The organism is Comamonas denitrificans (assembly GCF_017368815.1).
In the GTDB taxonomy this organism is placed as follows: Bacteria; Pseudomonadota; Gammaproteobacteria; order Burkholderiales; family Burkholderiaceae_C; genus Comamonas; species Comamonas denitrificans.
The window spans coordinates 26,147-41,681 of sequence record NZ_JAFNME010000024.1 but is presented as its reverse complement, the minus strand read 5'-3'; the positions used below and the strand labels follow the sequence as shown (position 1 = coordinate 41,681).

At 63.0% G+C, this 15,535-nt stretch carries 15 protein-coding genes; 12 read left to right on the top strand and 3 right to left on the bottom strand.

Translation table 11 applies throughout. The features are described from left to right. The first annotated feature begins 200 nt into the window (after positions 1-200). The 5 genes from J1777_RS10970 to J1777_RS10950 all read left to right on the top strand — a co-directional run bounded on the left by J1777_RS10970 (position 201) and on the right by J1777_RS10950 (position 5,824). Positions 201-1,625, top strand: coding sequence for a M16 family metallopeptidase (locus J1777_RS10970; RefSeq protein WP_207575734.1), 1,425 nt, complete (start codon positions 201-203; stop codon positions 1,623-1,625). Next, entirely contained in the window at positions 1,625-3,010 is a 1,386-nt protein-coding gene (locus J1777_RS10965) for a M16 family metallopeptidase (protein WP_207575733.1), read from the top strand. The genes J1777_RS10970 and J1777_RS10965 overlap by 1 nt, the downstream gene beginning before the upstream one ends. After that, entirely contained in the window at positions 3,007-3,723 is a 717-nt protein-coding gene (gene rsmD / locus J1777_RS10960) for a 16S rRNA (guanine(966)-N(2))-methyltransferase RsmD (protein ID WP_207575732.1), read from the top strand. Before J1777_RS10965 ends, rsmD begins: the two co-directional genes overlap by 4 nt. Positions 3,724-3,732: 9 nt before the next feature. Continuing rightward, entirely contained in the window at positions 3,733-4,221 is a 489-nt protein-coding gene (gene coaD, locus J1777_RS10955) for a pantetheine-phosphate adenylyltransferase (protein WP_207575731.1), read from the top strand. A 178-nt stretch (positions 4,222-4,399) separates the two neighbouring features. Beyond that, the gene (locus J1777_RS10950) at positions 4,400-5,824 is read left to right on the top strand and encodes an aminotransferase-like domain-containing protein (protein WP_207575730.1); all 1,425 of its coding nucleotides are present in this window, start codon (positions 4,400-4,402) and stop codon (positions 5,822-5,824) included. Here J1777_RS10950 and ccoG read toward each other — a convergent pair. Beyond that, complete coding sequence (gene ccoG / locus J1777_RS10945) at positions 5,821-7,278, bottom strand: cytochrome c oxidase accessory protein CcoG (protein ID WP_207575729.1); 1,458 nt, start codon at positions 7,276-7,278, stop codon at positions 5,821-5,823. The genes J1777_RS10950 and ccoG overlap by 4 nt on opposite strands. Before the next feature lie 355 nt (positions 7,279-7,633). On the opposite strand from ccoG, the gene J1777_RS10940 reads away from it, so the two are divergent. After that, positions 7,634-8,701, top strand: coding sequence for a YkvI family membrane protein (locus tag J1777_RS10940; protein WP_207575728.1), 1,068 nt, complete (start codon positions 7,634-7,636; stop codon positions 8,699-8,701). A 31-nt stretch (positions 8,702-8,732) separates the two neighbouring features. On the opposite strand, the gene J1777_RS10935 is transcribed toward J1777_RS10940, so the two are convergent. Beyond that, positions 8,733-9,377 carry a LysE family translocator gene (locus J1777_RS10935; protein ID WP_207575727.1) on the bottom strand — a complete coding sequence of 215 codons (645 nt, stop codon included), beginning with the start codon at positions 9,375-9,377 and terminating at the stop codon, positions 8,733-8,735. Positions 9,378-9,469: 92 nt separating this feature from the next. On the opposite strand from J1777_RS10935, the gene J1777_RS10930 reads away from it, so the two are divergent. Next, the gene (locus J1777_RS10930; protein WP_207575726.1) at positions 9,470-10,930 is read left to right on the top strand and encodes an aminotransferase-like domain-containing protein; all 1,461 of its coding nucleotides are present in this window, start codon (positions 9,470-9,472) and stop codon (positions 10,928-10,930) included. Between the two features lie 34 nt (positions 10,931-10,964). On the opposite strand, the gene modA is transcribed toward J1777_RS10930, so the two are convergent. Beyond that, the gene (gene modA, locus J1777_RS10925) at positions 10,965-11,702 is read right to left on the bottom strand and encodes a molybdate ABC transporter substrate-binding protein (RefSeq protein ID WP_207575725.1); all 738 of its coding nucleotides are present in this window, start codon (positions 11,700-11,702) and stop codon (positions 10,965-10,967) included. Positions 11,703-11,867: 165 nt separating this feature from the next. On the opposite strand from modA, the gene J1777_RS10920 reads away from it, so the two are divergent. The 5 genes from J1777_RS10920 to J1777_RS10900 all read left to right on the top strand — a co-directional run bounded on the left by J1777_RS10920 (position 11,868) and on the right by J1777_RS10900 (position 15,374). Continuing rightward, positions 11,868-12,350 (top strand): hypothetical protein, encoded by a 483-nt coding sequence (locus tag J1777_RS10920; protein ID WP_207575724.1) that lies wholly within the window; start codon positions 11,868-11,870, stop codon positions 12,348-12,350. 73 nt (positions 12,351-12,423) lie between these two features. Next, on the top strand, positions 12,424-13,209 hold the full coding sequence (locus J1777_RS10915) for a DUF3108 domain-containing protein (protein ID WP_207575723.1): 786 nt from the start codon (positions 12,424-12,426) through the stop codon (positions 13,207-13,209). A 41-nt stretch (positions 13,210-13,250) separates the two neighbouring features. Continuing rightward, a complete protein-coding gene (locus J1777_RS10910) occupies positions 13,251-13,547 on the top strand; it encodes a BTH_I0359 family protein (protein WP_207575722.1) in 297 nt (98 codons plus the stop codon). Positions 13,548-13,611: 64 nt separating this feature from the next. Next, positions 13,612-14,463 (top strand): formyltetrahydrofolate deformylase, encoded by an 852-nt coding sequence (gene purU, locus J1777_RS10905; RefSeq protein WP_207575721.1) that lies wholly within the window; start codon positions 13,612-13,614, stop codon positions 14,461-14,463. Continuing rightward, positions 14,463-15,374, top strand: coding sequence for a LysR substrate-binding domain-containing protein (locus J1777_RS10900; protein WP_207575720.1), 912 nt, complete (start codon positions 14,463-14,465; stop codon positions 15,372-15,374). The genes purU and J1777_RS10900 overlap by 1 nt, the downstream gene beginning before the upstream one ends. Positions 15,375-15,535 lie beyond the last annotated feature (161 nt).

Genomic DNA, 15,535 nt, shown 5'->3' with positions numbered 1-15,535 from the left:
GCTCAGGGGGCACCACTGGGGTTTTGTCGCCCAGGCCAAACATGGAGCGCAGCTTGCCTATGGCTCCGCTGGGGGCGGCTGCAGGCGGGGCGGCAGGGGCCGCAGCCGTGGCCGATGGATCGTCAGCCACAGGGGCGGGTGGGGGAGATTTTTTTTTAAGGAAACTGAACATTGCGCACTTCTTAGAATCAGCCGATTCTATGAAACACTTCCTACCCCTATTTTGTTTGGCCTTCAGTTTGCATGCTGGGGCTGCTGACACCTCGCCTGCGCCCTCGGTTGATGGGGGGGCAACTTCTCAAAAAGTAGAGCAATTTACGCTGGATAACGGGCTGCAAGTGCTGGTTTTGCCCGACCGCCGCGCACCAACGGCGGTACACATGCTGTGGCTGCGCACCGGGGCCATGGACGAGGTCGATGGCCGCAGCGGTTTGGCGCACATGCTGGAGCACATGCTGTTCAAAGGCTCCAAAGCCTTGCCGCCGGGCGAGTTTTCGCGCCGGGTGGCAGCTTTGGGCGGACAGGAAAATGCCTTCACCAGCCGCGACTACACCGGGTATTACCAGCAAGTGCCGGCCCACCGTCTGCCCGAGGTGATGCAGCTGGAGGCCGAGCGCTTTGCCCACAACCAATGGCCGGATGAGGAATTTGTCAAAGAGCTGGAGGTGGTGAAGGAAGAGCGGCGCATGCGCACCGAGGACAACCCCCGCGCCATGCTGATGGAGCAGCTGTACGCCACCATGTTCAGCGCCCACCCTTACCGCCGCCCGATTGTGGGCTGGATGAGTGATTTGCAAGCCATGCGCCCCGACGATGCCCGCAGCTTTTACCGCGACTGGTATGCGCCGAACAATGCCGCCGTGGTGGTGGCGGGCGATGTCGATGCGCAGCAGGTCAAAACCTGGGCCCAGCAGTACTACGGCCCCATGGCCGCCCGGGCGCTGCCCGAGCGCAAGCCGCGCACCGAGCCGCAGCAGCTGGGCATCAAGCGCATCAGCGTTAAGCAACCGGCCGAGCAAGCCTATGTGGCCTTGGCCTGGAAGGTGCCGGCGCTGCGCCGGGTGACCGACATGACGGCAGACGACAAAGATGCGCTGGCTTTGCTGGTGCTCTCGGCGGTGCTCGATGGCTATGACGGTGCCCGCTTAGAGCGCCACCTGGTGCAAACCCGCTTGGCTGATAGCGCCGGCAGCGGGGCCGATGTGCTGGGGCGTGGGCCAGGGGCTTTTTTGCTGATTGGCACGCCCGCCAAAGGCCAAACGCCCGCCGCGCTGGAGGCCGGCTTGCGCGCTGAGATTGAGCGCATTGCCCGCGACGGGGTGGATGCCGCCGAGCTGCAGCGCGTAAAAACCCAGTGGCAGGCCGGGCAGGTGTACGCCCGCGATTCCATCATGGGGCAGGCGCAAAACGCGGGCAGCAACTGGGTGCTGGGCTTGCCCGTGCAGGCCGATGATCTGTTGCTGGAGCAGGTGCAAAGCGTGACGGCGGCCGATGTGCAGTCGGTGGCGCGGCGCTTTTTTGGGGAAGATGGGCTGACGGTGGCCACCCTCATCCCGCAACCCCGCGCTGGTGCGCACGGCGCAGCCGCCGGGGTGCCAAGCCCTGTCAGCCACGAGGTGAAATAATGAAAAAGATAGCTATTCGCGCAGGTTTGGTAAGCGTTATTGCCACTTTTTATGTAAATTCTGCCTGGGCTATTTTGCCGATTGAGCATTGGCAGCAGCCCAGCGGTGCCCAGGTCTGGCTGGTGCACAGCCCCAGCATTCCCATGGTGGATGTGCAACTGCAGTTTGATGGCGGCAGCCGCCGCGATCCTGTGGGGCAAGAGGGGCTGGCCAATGCCACCGCGCTGATGATGGGCAAAGGCATTCAAGCGGCGCAGGGGCAAAAACCGTTGGATGAAAACGCCCTGGGCCAAGCCTGGGCCGATTTGGGGGCCAGCCTGGAGGCCAGTGCGGGCAACGACAGCTTTAGCTTTAGCCTGCGCAGCCTGACCCAGCCCGCTTTGCTGGCCCAGGTGACGGCCTTGGCCAGCCGCCAAATCGCCCAGCCGCTGTGGGATGGCAAGGTGTGGCAGCGCGAGCGCCAGCGCTGGACGGCGGACCTGGCCGAGGCCGATACCCGCCCCGGCACCGTGGCCGGCAAAGCCTTTGCCCAGGCGGTGTATGGCGGCCACCCTTATGGCCGCTTTACCACGGCGCAGACGCTGGCCCAGATTGACATCCCGGCCATGCAAGCCTTCTACCGCCAAACCGTGCAGCCTTGCCGCGCCAAGGTGAGCGTGGTGGGGGCGCTGGACAAGGCCCAGACCGATGCCCTGGTCACGCAGCTGCTGCAGCGCCTGCCCCAGTCGGGCACCTGCCCGGCCTTGCCCGCCGTGGCCGAGGTGCCGCCGCTGACCCAAGCGCAGGACATTCGCATCCCCTTTGCCGCCGCGCAGGCGCAAATCATCGTTGGCCAGCCGGGCATTCGGCGCAGCGACCCCGATTTTCTGGCCCTGCTGCTGGGTGACCACATTCTGGGCGGGGGCGGTTTTACCTCGCGCTTGATGGAAGAGGTGCGCGAAAAGCGCGGCCTGACCTATGGCATCTCCAGCAGCATGGCCCCGGGCCTGCACGCCGGGGCGTTCACCATTGGCCTGAAAACCCGCCCCGACCAGGCCGAGCAGGCGCTGGCCCTGACGCGCCAGGTGCTGGCCGATTTCATCGCCCACGGCCCGACCGAGGCCGAACTGCAAGCCGCCAAAGACAACCTGATCGGCGGCTTTGCCCTGCGCCTGGACAGCAACCGCAAGCTGCTGGGCAACGTGGCCAACATTGCCTGGAATGATTTGCCGCTGGATTATTTAGACCATTGGACGCATCGCCTGCAAGCCCTCACCGTGGCCGATGTGCGCAGCGCCTTGCAGCGCCACTGGCAGCCCGATCGGCTGGTCACCGTGGTGCTGGGTGCACAGGCCCCATCGACGCCATCCGCCCCCTCTGCCACTGAACAAGAGAAACAACCATGAGCCGCAACCGCGTCCGCACCCTCGAAGAAGCCTTGGCCATGGAGGCCCGCTTCAAAAAAATACAAGAGCGCCAACTGGCTGATATTGCTAACGCTAAAGAGTTAAAAAGCCATAAAGCCGCCAATCCATCAGCGCAAAGCGCTAGCAAAAATGGTGCAGGCGAGGTGCGCATCATCGGCGGCCAATGGCGGCGCACCAAGCTCAGTGTGGCCCAGCGCCCCGGCCTGCGCCCCACGCCCGACCGCGTGCGCGAAACCTTGTTCAACTGGCTGGGGCAGGATTTGACTGGCTGGCGCTGCCTGGATGCTTTTGCGGGCACGGGGGCCTTGGGCTTTGAAGCTGCTTCGCGCGGGGCCCAGCAAGTGCGGCTGGTGGAGCAAGATGGCGGCCTGACCTTGCAGCTGGAGCGCATCAGCACCCAGCTGGGGGCGCAGGCGGTGATTCAAGTGCAGCGGGGCGATGGCATTGCCGCGCTCAACGCTAGCGCCCCGGGCCATTGGCATGCAATTTTTATTGACCCGCCCTTTGATCTTGGCAACCTGTTTGTGCCCGCCTTGACCGCAGCGGCGCAGGTGCTGGCGCACGATGGCTTTATTTATCTGGAAGCCCCGCAGGCGTGGGACGACGCGCAACTGGCCCCCCTGGGGCTGGTGCGCTACCGCCACCTGAAGGCCGGGGCCGTCCACGCCCATTTGCTGCAAAAAACACCGTAAGGATTTGCCATGCCCACCCTTGTTCGCGCTGTCTTTCCCGGCACTTTCGACCCCATCACCCTGGGCCACGAGGACATGCTGCGCCGTGCCTGCGCCCTGTTTGGCGAAGTCATCGTGGCCGTGGCCATGGCCCACCACAAAAAAACACTGTTCACCCTGGACGAGCGCCTGAGCATCACCCGCCAGGCGCTGGCCGACATGCCCAAGGTGCGCGTGGAGCCGTTCGAGGGGCTGGTGACTGAATTTGCCGTGGCCCACCACGCCCAGGTGATGGTGCGCGGCCTGCGCTCGGGCACCGATTTTGATTACGAACTGCAACTGGCCAGCATGAACCGCCACCTGCGCCCGCAGGTGGACACCGCCTTTCTCACCCCCGCGCCGCAGCTGCAGTGCATCAGCAGCACCCTGGTGCGCGAAATCGCTACTTTGGGCGGCGACGTGGGCCAACTGGTGTCGCCCACTGTGCTGGCAGCGTTGCAAGCGCGGCTGGGGCGTTAGGGATGCTCTGCACAAATCGCCGCGCCGCCTGCATCTGCGGTCTCGGGCAGTCTGCGGCGTTGCAAATCCTCGCGATAGCTACGGCTATCGCTGCGGTTTGCGCCTTGCAGCCCATCCCGATCCGCAGCGCAGGCTTGCCGCTCGATTCGTGCAGAGCATCCCTAGCCCCTCCTTTTGCATGAAGCGTTATCAGGCCCTGGCGGCGGACATCGAACGCTCCATCCGCACCGGGGTGTTGCAGCCGGGCGACCGCCTGCCCTCGGTGCGCCATAGCTGCCAGAGCCGGGGGGTGAGCGCCTCCACCGTGTTCCAGGCCTACTACCAGTTGGAAGCGCAGGGCCTGGTGCGGGCGCGGGAGCGCTCGGGCTACTACGTCAGCGATGGTGCGGCCCAGCGGTTGCCCCAGCCAGAACACGCTTCCCAGCCGGCCGATGCCAGCATCCCCGTGGATGTGAGCGAGCTGGTGTTCGAGGTGCTGCAGGCCAGCACCACGCGCGAGGTGGTGGCGCTGGGGTCGGCCTTTCCCAGCCCTTTGCTGTTTCCGCTGGCGCGGCTGGGCCAGTCGGTGGCGGCCACGGCCCAGGCGCTCGACCCCTGGAGCACGGTGGACGATCTCTCCCAGGGCAACCCGGACTTGCGCCGCCAGATTGCCCTGCGTTATCTGGCCGATGGTTTGCAGGTGCCGGGCGAGGAGATCGTTATCACCCACGGCGCACTGGAGGCGCTGAACCTGTGCCTGAGCGCCGTCACCCGCCCCGGTGATGCCGTGGTGGTGGAAGCGCCCACGTTTTACGCCGCCTTGCAGGCGCTGGAGCGCCTGGGCCTGCACGCCATCGAAGTGCCCACCCATCCGCGCGAAGGCATTGACCTGGGGGCGCTGGAGCATGCCATCGTGCGCCACGGCCCCAAGGCGTGCTGGCTGATGACCACTTTCCAGAACCCCCTGGGCAGCCTGATGCCCGAGGCCAAAAAGCGTGATTTAGTCGCCCTATTGGCCCGCCACGGGTTGCCGCTGATCGAGGACGATGTGTACGCCGAGCTGTATTTCGGCGACAAACGGCCCCTGCCCGCCAAGGCGTTTGACCAACAGGGCTTGGTGCTGCATTGCAGCTCTTTTTCCAAATGCCTGGCCCCCGGCTACCGCTTGGGCTGGGCCGCGCCGGGGCGCTTCACCCAGGCCGTAGCGCGGCAGAAGCTGACCACCACCCTGGGGGCATCGGCCCCGGTGCAACTGGCCTTGGCCGACTACCTGCGCCGGGGTGGCTACGACAAGCACTTGCGCCGCCTGCGCCAGACCCTGGCCACGCGCAAGGCGCGGATGATCGAGGCCGTGGGCCGCCACTTTCCGCCCGGCACCCGTGCCACCCAGCCTGAAGGCGGCTATTTCATCTGGGTGGAGCTGCCTGTGGGTTGCGACACCCTGGTGCTGCACCGCTGGGCACTGCAGCAGGGCATCAGCATTGCGCCGGGGCCGATTTTTTCTGCTTCACGCAATTTTTCCCATTGCCTGCGGCTGAACTACGGCCAGGAATGGAATGCCCGCACCGAGCAGGCACTGGCCACCCTGGGACAACTGGCCCATACCCTGTGTGGGGGTGGCTAGCGTTCATTGGGCACCTGAAACACCGATGGCTCTCGCACCGCGATCGGCTCTTGCCCTTCGGCGCTGACGACAAATGCCATCGTATGGGCGCCTGGTGCAGCGCTGCCATAGGGAATGCGGGCGCGGACGGTTATCCACTGGGACTGGGTTGGGGCGAGGGCAAGCTGGCGGTCCTCCTTTGCCACCGTCAGACCTTCCAGCCCCGTGGCGCTGATGTGGTAATGCTGGGGCGCTTCTGTCGCATTCATGACCTGCAGGCGGTAAAGGTTCTCCAACTGGCCGCCCGGCACAATGCGGGCCAGAGAGGCACGGTCGCGGATGACATTGACCTTCAGGGGCGTGCGCTGGGCCAAACTCATGGCCAGGCCCACGCAGAAGGCCAGGGTGATGGCGGTGTAGATGAGCACCTGCGGGCGCAGCACCCGGCGCAGCATTTGGGCCTGATTCCAGCGGTTTTCCATGCCGTTTTGCGTGGCAAAGCGGATCAGCCCTCGGGGCAGGTGTACCTTGTCCATCACACTGTCGCAAGCATCTACGCACAGGCCGCAGCCAATGCACTCGTACTGCAGGCCGTTGCGAATGTCGATGCCCACGGGGCAGACCTGCACGCACAGGGTGCAGTCGATGCAATCGCCCAGCGGCGCGGTGGTGGCGCTGCTCTGGCCTTTGCTGCGCATGCCGCGCGGTTCGCCGCGCTGGCTGTCGTAGGTGACGATCAGCGTGTCCTTGTCCAGCATGGCGCTCTGGAAGCGGGCATACGGGCACATGTGTTTGCACACCTGCTCGCGCAGGAAACCGGCGTTGCCGTAGGTGGCCAGGCCGTAAAAGCCAATCCAGAAGATCTGCCAGGGCCCTTGCAGCGCCATGACTTCCACCGCCAGAGTGCGAATTGGCACAAAGTAGCCGACAAAGGTAAACCCCGTCCACAGCGACAGCAGCAGCCAGCTGCCGTGCTTGGCGCTGCGTTTGAGGATTTTCTCCAGCGTCCAGCCGCTGTGGTCCAGGCGCAGGCGGGCACTGCGGTCGCCTTCGGTGATGCGCTCCAGCCACAGGAAGATTTCGGTATAGACGGTTTGCGGGCAGCTAAAGCCGCACCACAGCCGCCCTGCCACGGTGGTGAACAAGAACAGCGCCAGGGCGCAGACGATGAGCAGCACCGCCAGGTAGATAAAGTCTTGCGGGTACAGCACCAGCCCGAACAGGTAAAAGCGCATGGTCTGCAGATCGAACAGCAGGCTTTGCCGATCGCCCCACTGCAGCCAGGGCACGCCGTAAAAGAACAATTGCGTGGCCCACACCATGGCCCAGCGCCAGCGGGCAAACAGGCCGTCGATGGTGCGGGGCTGGATTTTCTGGCGGGCCTCGAACAGCGGCGGGGGTGGTTTGGTGGCACTGGAGAGGCCGGGCTTTTCCAGGTGGCCATTGCATCCAGGTTTTTTTGGGGGGGTGGTCATGCAGAACCTCTTAGGCAGACATCGACGTGCGCCCTGGCACGTCTGGAATGTGAAAAGAGGAACTATTGCGGGTTTGCCCTAGGAAAAACAGCAGCAGATGGTGTTGTTTGGTGCGCATCAGAGAGCAGCGCTCCTGCGCTGTGGGGTGGGGCCGGTGCCGCAGAAAGTATGGCTAACGACAAAGAAAACGCCCCAATATCTAGGGTAAACACTAGGTTTTACCCAAAAAACAGCGAATGAATCTCTCTATCATTGCGCCCTTTCGCTGGCGGCACTGATTGGTGAACGCCATGCGTGTGAGTAACTACAAACTATTTATTCACATACCACACTGTTTACAGAGCAGAGAGATCCCATGAATCGGAAAATTTTTCAAATCGCTTCGGCCTACATGAGCGTCATCATTGGCGGCGGCTTTGCCTCCGGCCAAGAGGTACTGCAGTTTTTCACCAACTTTGGCTGGATGGGTGTCGCTGGCACGGTCATCTCCGGCGTGCTGTTTGCGTTTTTGGGCATGCAGATTGCCCGCATCGGCACCCAGCTCAAAGTGGATTCGCACAAAGAAGTGCTGCAGGCTATTTTTGGCAAACAACTGAGTTTGCTGGTCGATTTGGCCTTGATCTTTTTCCTGTTTGGGGTGGGGGTGGCCATGCTGGCGGGCTCGGGCTCGCTGTTCCAAGAGCATTTGGGCTTGCCGTCCGTGGTGGGGGCTGTGGCCATGACGGTGGTGATTGCCGCTACCTTGTGCCTGAATTTGCACCGCATCGTGGATTTGATCAGCGCGGTGACCCCGTTTTTGATCGTCATGGTGGTGATCGTCGTCAGCTACGCCCTGTTCAATAACAGCGGTGCCGATACCGCCGCCCTGGAAGCCGTCGCCGTGCAGGGCGAGAAAGCCGCTGGCAATTGGGCCTTGAGTGGCTTGTTGTACGCCTCGTTCAATATTGCGGTGGGCTTTCCGCTGCTGGCCGTGCTCGCTGGCAGCGAAACGAACCTGCGCAACACCACCTGGGGCGGCATTTATGGCGGTCTGGGGCTGGGGGCGCTGATCTTTTTGCTCAACATCGGCCTGTTTTTCAACATTGACCAGATTCAGAATGCGCAAATGCCCACCGTGCTCTTGGCCAAAGGCGTGGGCTCTTGGATTGGCGTGCTGATGATGATTTCTGTGTTCTGCATGATTTACAGCACCGGCGTGGGCATGTTCTTTGCCTTTACCGCCCGGTTTGCCATGCCCAACACCAAGAAGTTCCGCTTGATTGGGCTGGCCTCGTGCCTGGTGGGGCTGCTGCTGAGCTTTGCCGGCTTTACCAAGCTGGTCGGCACCGTGTACCCCCTGCTCGGGTATTTGGGCCTGGCCCTGATTGCGGCAGTGCTGGTGTACTGGCTGCGCAACCGTGGCAAGCCGTCTGTAGCCGCCTAAAAATGCCTCGCTACGTGGCAAGAACGCCTCGCTACGTGGCGCTGTGCCCCCCGCCTGCCAGCAAAGGGTACAGCGACAGCAACAACAAAACAGCCATCGCCCCATTGAACATCTGCAGCGCACGGGGCGATTGCAGCCAGCGGCCAATCACGCTGCCAAACAGCGTCCACACGCTGATGCAGGGGTAGTTCACCACCAGCATCACCCCTGCCCCCAGCGCCAGACTGGCCCAGTAGGCGGTGGGCGAGGTATAGGCCGCCACCACGCCCACCGACATCAGCCAGGCCTTGGGATTGACCCACTGAAACGCTGCGGCCTGCCAAAAATTCAACGGCTGGGGCTTGGCCTGCCCGGTCTGCACGCGGCCAGCGGTGGCAATCTTCCAGGCCAGCCACACCAAGTAAGCCGCGCCCACCCATTGCAGCAGGGTGTAGAGCTGGGGCCAGCGTGCAAACACGGCGCCCAAGCCCGCGCCCACCACCAACAGCATGAGCGTGGCCCCCACCGAAATCCCCAGCATGTGCGGCACGCTGCGCTGGTAGCCAAAGTTTGCGCCCGAGGCGGTCAGCATCACATTGTTGGGCCCCGGCGTGATCGAGCTGACAAAGATAAACGCCGCCAGCGGCAGCAGCACCGAGCTGGAGGGCAGGAGGGCGAGGTCAAAATTCAGCGGCATACAGCGGCGCTCCGGTAACAACAATGCTGGCATCCTAGAGGTTTTGAGCGGTACAGTTGCCGTACACTTTATCGAATCAATTTACCTACTGTATGGATCAAACCACCCCCACAGTCCATGCGGCCGCCAGCAATGCCCTGGGCTGGCAGCCCCAGCGCGCGCCGGGCATGCCGCCCCTGGTCGAGCAATTGGTGCAGCACTGCCTGCAATTGCTGGCGGGCCACAGCCTGCGCGCTGGCACCCGCCTGCCTTCGGTGCGCCAACTGGCCGACAGCGCCGGTGTCAGCCGCGACACCGTGGTGCAGGCCTATGACCGGTTGGTGGCCCAGGGCGTGGCCCATTCCCGCCCCGGTGCTGGTTTTTTTGTGAGCGCTCAGCGCTTGTATAGCAACAATGTGGATGCAAAAGCACCGCAAATGCCCGGCCTGTCTGCGGATGCTGCTTTCGATACTTCATTTTTACTGCGCAGCATGTTCCGTCCCACCCAGGGCACGCAGTTTGACGGCAGCACCGGCATCCTGCCCGCCAGCTGGCTGGACCACGACATGCTCAACACGGCCGTGCGCAGCGTGGGGCGCAGCGCCGGCCTGCAACTGCTGGGCTATGGTGCGCCGCAAGGCTATGCGCCGCTGCGCCAGCAACTGGCCGCCTACCTGCTGGCGCAGGGGCTGGCGGTGGATCCGGAGCAGGAATTGATGACCGTCAGCGGCGTGACCCAGGGCATGGACCTGGTGCTGCGCAGCCTGTTGCGCCCCGGCGATACGGTGCTGGTCGAAGACCCGGCCTGGTTCCTGGTGTTTGGCCTGCTGCGGGCCTTGGGCGTGCAGGTGCTGGCCGTGCCACGCCTGCGCGATGGGCCGGATGTGGACAGTTTGCAGCGCCTGGCCGCCGCGCACCGGCCCAAGCTGTTCATCACCAACACCGTGGTACACAACCCGACCGGCTTTGGCCTGAGCCTGCCCGTGGCGTACGACGTGCTGCGCCTGGCCGAGCAGCATGATTTTTTGATTCTGGAGGACGATACCTACGCCGATTTCGCCCCCCAGCCGCCCATGCGGCTGGCCACGCTGGACCGCCTGCGCAGGGTGGTGCTGGTGGGGGGCTTTTCCAAAACCCTGGCCGGCAGCCTGCGCGTGGGCTACATCGCCGCCCAACCTGAACGCATCTGCGCCCTGACCGATGCCAAACTGCTCAGCGGCCTGACCAGCCCCGAGCTGGGCGAGCGTGTGGTCCACCGCATCCTGGCCCAAGGGCAGTACCGCAAGCATGTGCAGCGCCTGCGCGAGCGCTTGGACACCACCCGTCAGCGCTGCCTGAAGCTGGTTGAGCACTTGGGCTTGCAGGTGCGCCAGGAGCCTTTGGCGGGCATGTTCGTTTGGGTGGATGCCCAGCAGGACACCGAAGTGCTGGCCCGCAAAGCCGCCGCCCAGGGCGTACTGCTGGCGCCGGGGGTGCTGTTTTCGGCCAACCAGCAGGCATCGACCATGCTGCGCCTGCCCGTGTCCATGGCCGATGACCCGGCCAGTATGGCGGTGCTGGGGCGGTGTTTGTGAGCGGGGCCGTGCCGGTTGTCAGCCGCTGGCGCAGTTAGCGGTAGCCGTAGGCCTGCATGATGGCCCGTGCCGCAGGGGTCTGCAGATAGTCCAGCAGGGCCTGGGCGGCGGGGTTGTTGCGACCGTGCTCCAGCACGATGGCATCTTGCCGAATCGGGCTGTACAGCGCCTGCGGAATGACCCAGGCCGAGCCGCTTTGCAGTTGGCCATCTTTCATCACCTGGGAGGCCGCCACAAAGCCCAGCTGCGCATTCCCCGAGGCGACAAACTGGTAAGTCTGCGCAATGTTCTCGCCCAGCACGGTGCGGCCCGTGGCATCCACGCCCAGCTGTTGCAGCACCTCTTGCCCGGCTGCGCCGTACGGGGCCAATTTGGGGTTGGCCAGTGCCAGGTGCTTCCAAGTGCCGGTTTTCAGCACGGCACCGGCACCATCGACGTAGCCAGGCTGGGCGCTCCAGAGCAGCAATTGGCCCTGGGCATAGGTGATTTGGCTGGCGGCAACGGCCTTTTTCTCGGCAGCCAGCTTGCTGGGGGTGCTGCTGTCGGCCGAAAGCAGCACATCAAACGGCGCTCCGTTATTGATTTGAGCGTAGAACTTGCCCGTGGCCCCAAACGACAGCTGTGCTTCATGGCCCGTCGCCTGGGCAAACAGCGGCGCGATGGCTTGCATGGGGGCACTGAAGTTGGCTGCGACGGCGGCGGCCACGGTGTCGGCCTGGGCCGGGGAAGTGAACAACACAAGTGCTGTGCAGCAGCCAAGGAGTTTTTGCATGGTCAATTTTTGTTAATGAAATAAATAGAGTAGAAGTGGTTTTTCAGGGAGGGTTGGTTGGCGGCTTGGTGCGCTTCGTTTTTATTCTGCGTCACTTGCGCTAGTATTTGTCACAATAGCCCCCATACCAATAAAACCATCACTTTTTATCAAGAAAGCATTGCTGTGAATACCGAAGTACCCAATCCTAGCGAACTGCCCGAGGGAAGCGGCCCCCGGCGCTACATGGGGCGTCCGGAGGCTGAAGGGGGTGCCGTTGCCAGCCAGTCGGGTGTGCGCACCGAAGGTTTTGGTGATGCGGCCGAGATCTGGCTGCACATCCCCCCCAACACCCAAGCCCTGCTATGGGTGGAGGGACTGGGCCAAAGTGAAGGCAAAGAAATCAACACCGTACAACGCGCTGACATTGAGCGCGTGGGCTGGTGCGAAGAAGTGGCCTACCACGCCGGGTACGACCAGTACTGGAAGATGCCCACCTTTGGTGCCATCATGGCCATGCCCAAGCACTACAAAATTCCCATGCCGTTGTCCAGCAACAAAGTGCAGGTGCGCTCCAAACTGGTGCTCAAGGGCGAAGCACGCGGGTTTTGGATGCGGGTGCGTCTGCGCAGTGAGGAAGAGGCTGGGCAAGACGCGGGGCAGGCATAAGCCGCGCTGCGCTGTGCCATCCAGCACCCGCAGGGTGCTTTTCTTTTTTCTGCAACACAAGGAAACGGTAGCCATGAACACAATAAAAGCGTGGTGCGGGCTGTGTCTGCTTGCGCCCTGGCTGGTCGGATCGGTGCAGGCGGCGGCCATTGAAGTGACCAATGCGCAAGGCAGCCTGCGCCATGCGCCTGTGACCTGGCAAGCGCCCCCCAATGCGGTGTTGCCGTTTGCAGTGTCGGGGGTGGCCAAGGGGTTTCATTTCAAAGCCCAAGCCCAATTGCGCTGGCAAGTGCAAGCGGGCCGCTACGAGGCTGCGCAAGAGGTGCAGATGCCGCTGCTGGGCGGGCGCCGCCAAGTCAGTACCGGGCAGCTGACGGCGCAGGGCCTGCAGCCCGAAGTGTTCATGGACCGCGCGCGCAAGGAGTACAGCGTCAGCTTTGACGCGGCCAGCGGGCAAATTACTTTCAGCCGGGGCAGCCCGGCGGCGCAGTGGCAGGCGCTGACCCAAGACCGGGTGAGCGTGTTTTTCCAAGTGGCGGGGATGCTGGCGGCAGCCCCGCAGGATTATCCCCAGGGCACACGCATTGCCGTGCAGGCGGCCAGCAATAAAAGCGTCAAGCCCTGGGTGTTTGTGGTGGATCGGCAAGAAAACCTGCAGCTGCCCGCTGGGGGGATCAAGGCGCTGAAATTGCTGCACCTGGATGCCGATAACGCGCAGGCCGGGGCGCACGCCAGCCATTCGGCCTTGTGGGTGGCACCGCAGTGGGGTTATTTGCCAGTGCGCATTCGCATGCAGGAAAGCGCGAATGACAGCCTGGATTTGCAGCTGCAAACTGTCCCAGAGGAACTTCGCAAGTGATGGTGATTCCTAGCTGTAACACGATGAGAGGAGGGCCCACCATGCAAATGCTGTACGACTCAGACACTTTCGTAGTGCTGCACATGCAGCCCGATTTGGGGCAGCCAGAGAAGATTTTGCTCTCCGATGGCAAAACCGAAACCCCCGCGCTGCCACGCCATGGCTTTGAGATTGTCGATAAGCGCACGGGCAAAGAGGTGTACCTGGATGGCGAGTGGGCGGAGCTGTTCCAGCGCCAGATTCGCGCTTGGCAAATCGAATCCCCCTCGGAGGAAGAGGTAGAAGCCACCCTCGAGCGCTACGCCAGCCTGGCGCAAAATCCGGTGTTGATCCACTAAAGCAGCGCAACACCTGCAGCGTCGGGGCGCAAGCCCCGCTATTAGCTGCGACAATTCGCCGGTTATGACTGAACACGCCTACATCCTGACCCTTTCCTGCCCTGACCGCTTGGGCCTGGTGCACACGGTTTCTGGCTTCTTGCTGGAGCAAAGCGCCAATATTGAAGAAGCCGCGCAATACAACGACCAGGCCACCGGCCTGTTTTTTATGCGTGTGCAATTTGCCTGCGCGGCCCACGATCTGGCCAGCTTGAAAGCAGCGTTTGCCGCCTTGGCCGAGCCGCTGCAAATGCGCTGGAGCATCCACCCCCGGGCCGAGCGCATGAAGACCGTCATCATGGTCAGCCGCCAAGGCCATTGCCTGAACGACCTGCTGTTTCGCTTCAAGTCCGGGCTGTTGCCGGTCGATATTCGCGCCATCATCAGCAACCACCGCGATTTTTACCAGCTGGCGGCCAGCTACAACATTCCCTTCCACCACATCCCCGTCACGGCCGCCACCAAGGCGCAGGCCGAAGCACGCCAATTGGAAGTGATCGAACAAGAGGGCGCAGAACTGGTCGTGCTGGCCCGTTACATGCAGGTGCTGTCCAACAACCTGTGCGAAAAACTGCAAGGCCGCGCCATCAACATCCACCACAGCTTTTTGCCCAGCTTCAAGGGGGCCAAGCCCTATTACCAGGCCCATGACCGGGGCGTGAAGCTGATCGGGGCCACGGCGCACTACGTCACCGCCGATTTGGACGAAGGCCCCATCATCGAGCAGGACGTGGCCCGCGCCGACCACACCGACACGGTCGATGACCTCACCGCCCGTGGCCAGGACACCGAAAGCCAGGTGCTGGCCCGTGCCGTGCAGTGGCACAGCGAGCGCCGGGTGATTTTGAACGGCCATAAAACCGTGGTGTTCCGCTAATGACTACGCCCCGCGCCGGCCGCCCCAGTTTTGATAGCCGTGCAGCGCGGCGCATTCCGCCCATTCAGTGCCTGCTCACGTTTGAAGCCCTGGCGCGGCTGCGCAGCGTGACGCTGACGGCCGATGAATTAAGCGTCACGCCCAGCGCGGTCAGCCACCGGGTGCGCCAGTTGGAAGAGGTGCTGGGCACCCAGCTGTTTGGCCGCTCGGATTTTTCGCTCACCACCGAGGGCACCAATTATTTGCAGCAGGTGCGCGAAGGGCTGGGGGCGCTGCAGCGCTTTCCCAACCTGCCCTTATCGTCCGGGCGCAAGCGGCTGAAGATTGCGGTCACGCCCACTTTTGCGCGGTGCTTGTTGATTCCTAAGCTCTCGCAATTCATGGTGGCCTATCCCGAGATTGATATTGCCTTGCAAGTGGCCATTCCCCTGCTGGATGTGGTGGCTGAAGATGCCGATCTGATCGTGCGCTACGGCACCGGCCACTACGCCGATGTCGAGTACATGGAAATTGCCCGCGATGTGTACACCCCGCTGGCCTCGCCCGCCTTTTTGCGCCAGCATGGCCCGATTGATGCCCCTGAGGATTTAAGCGAACTGCCCTTGCTGCGCAGCCCGCTGGAGCCCTGGCAGCCGTGGTTCAGGGCGGCCGGCCTGGACTGGGCCGAGCCGGCCGAGGGCTCGCAGTTCAACGATGTCGGCCTGCTGTGCGATGCCGCTGCGGGCGGCCTGGGCATTGCGCCAGTGCGCCTGAAGCTGGGCGCACCCTGGCTGGACAACGGCACCTTGGTGCGTTTGTTCGATTTGGATGTGCCCAGCGTCAATGCCCATTACCTGTGCTGGCGCACCGGCACCATGGACCGCTGGGAGTGCAATGCGTTTGCCGAGTGGTTGGTCAAGGTGGTGAATTAAACGCCTCTTTAAAAAAGGAGCTTGTTGCGCTTGAATTTATTGATTTTTAGATGGAAAAGCATCTTAAATCGTTTATTTATCAGCGCAAAAAGCTCCTTTTTTTAATGCATGCACTTTCACAGCGGGTTGCAAGAAAGTTCACACCAGCCTGCCGGGCGCAT

Coding starts and splice junctions, on each gene's coding strand:
- J1777_RS10970 (WP_207575734.1), top strand. CDS start 201: ATGAAACACTTCCTACCCCTATTTTGTTTGGCCTTCAGTTTGCATGCT.
- J1777_RS10965 (WP_207575733.1), top strand. CDS start 1,625: ATGAAAAAGATAGCTATTCGCGCAGGTTTGGTAAGCGTTATTGCCACT.
- rsmD (WP_207575732.1), top strand. CDS start 3,007: ATGAGCCGCAACCGCGTCCGCACCCTCGAAGAAGCCTTGGCCATGGAG.
- coaD (WP_207575731.1), top strand. CDS start 3,733: ATGCCCACCCTTGTTCGCGCTGTCTTTCCCGGCACTTTCGACCCCATC.
- J1777_RS10950 (WP_207575730.1), top strand. CDS start 4,400: ATGAAGCGTTATCAGGCCCTGGCGGCGGACATCGAACGCTCCATCCGC.
- ccoG (WP_207575729.1), bottom strand. CDS start 7,278: ATGACCACCCCCCCAAAAAAACCTGGATGCAATGGCCACCTGGAAAAG.
- J1777_RS10940 (WP_207575728.1), top strand. CDS start 7,634: ATGAATCGGAAAATTTTTCAAATCGCTTCGGCCTACATGAGCGTCATC.
- J1777_RS10935 (WP_207575727.1), bottom strand. CDS start 9,377: ATGCCGCTGAATTTTGACCTCGCCCTCCTGCCCTCCAGCTCGGTGCTG.
- J1777_RS10930 (WP_207575726.1), top strand. CDS start 9,470: ATGGATCAAACCACCCCCACAGTCCATGCGGCCGCCAGCAATGCCCTG.
- modA (WP_207575725.1), bottom strand. CDS start 11,702: ATGCAAAAACTCCTTGGCTGCTGCACAGCACTTGTGTTGTTCACTTCC.
- J1777_RS10915 (WP_207575723.1), top strand. CDS start 12,424: ATGAACACAATAAAAGCGTGGTGCGGGCTGTGTCTGCTTGCGCCCTGG.
- J1777_RS10910 (WP_207575722.1), top strand. CDS start 13,251: ATGCAAATGCTGTACGACTCAGACACTTTCGTAGTGCTGCACATGCAG.
- purU (WP_207575721.1), top strand. CDS start 13,612: ATGACTGAACACGCCTACATCCTGACCCTTTCCTGCCCTGACCGCTTG.
- J1777_RS10900 (WP_207575720.1), top strand. CDS start 14,463: ATGACTACGCCCCGCGCCGGCCGCCCCAGTTTTGATAGCCGTGCAGCG.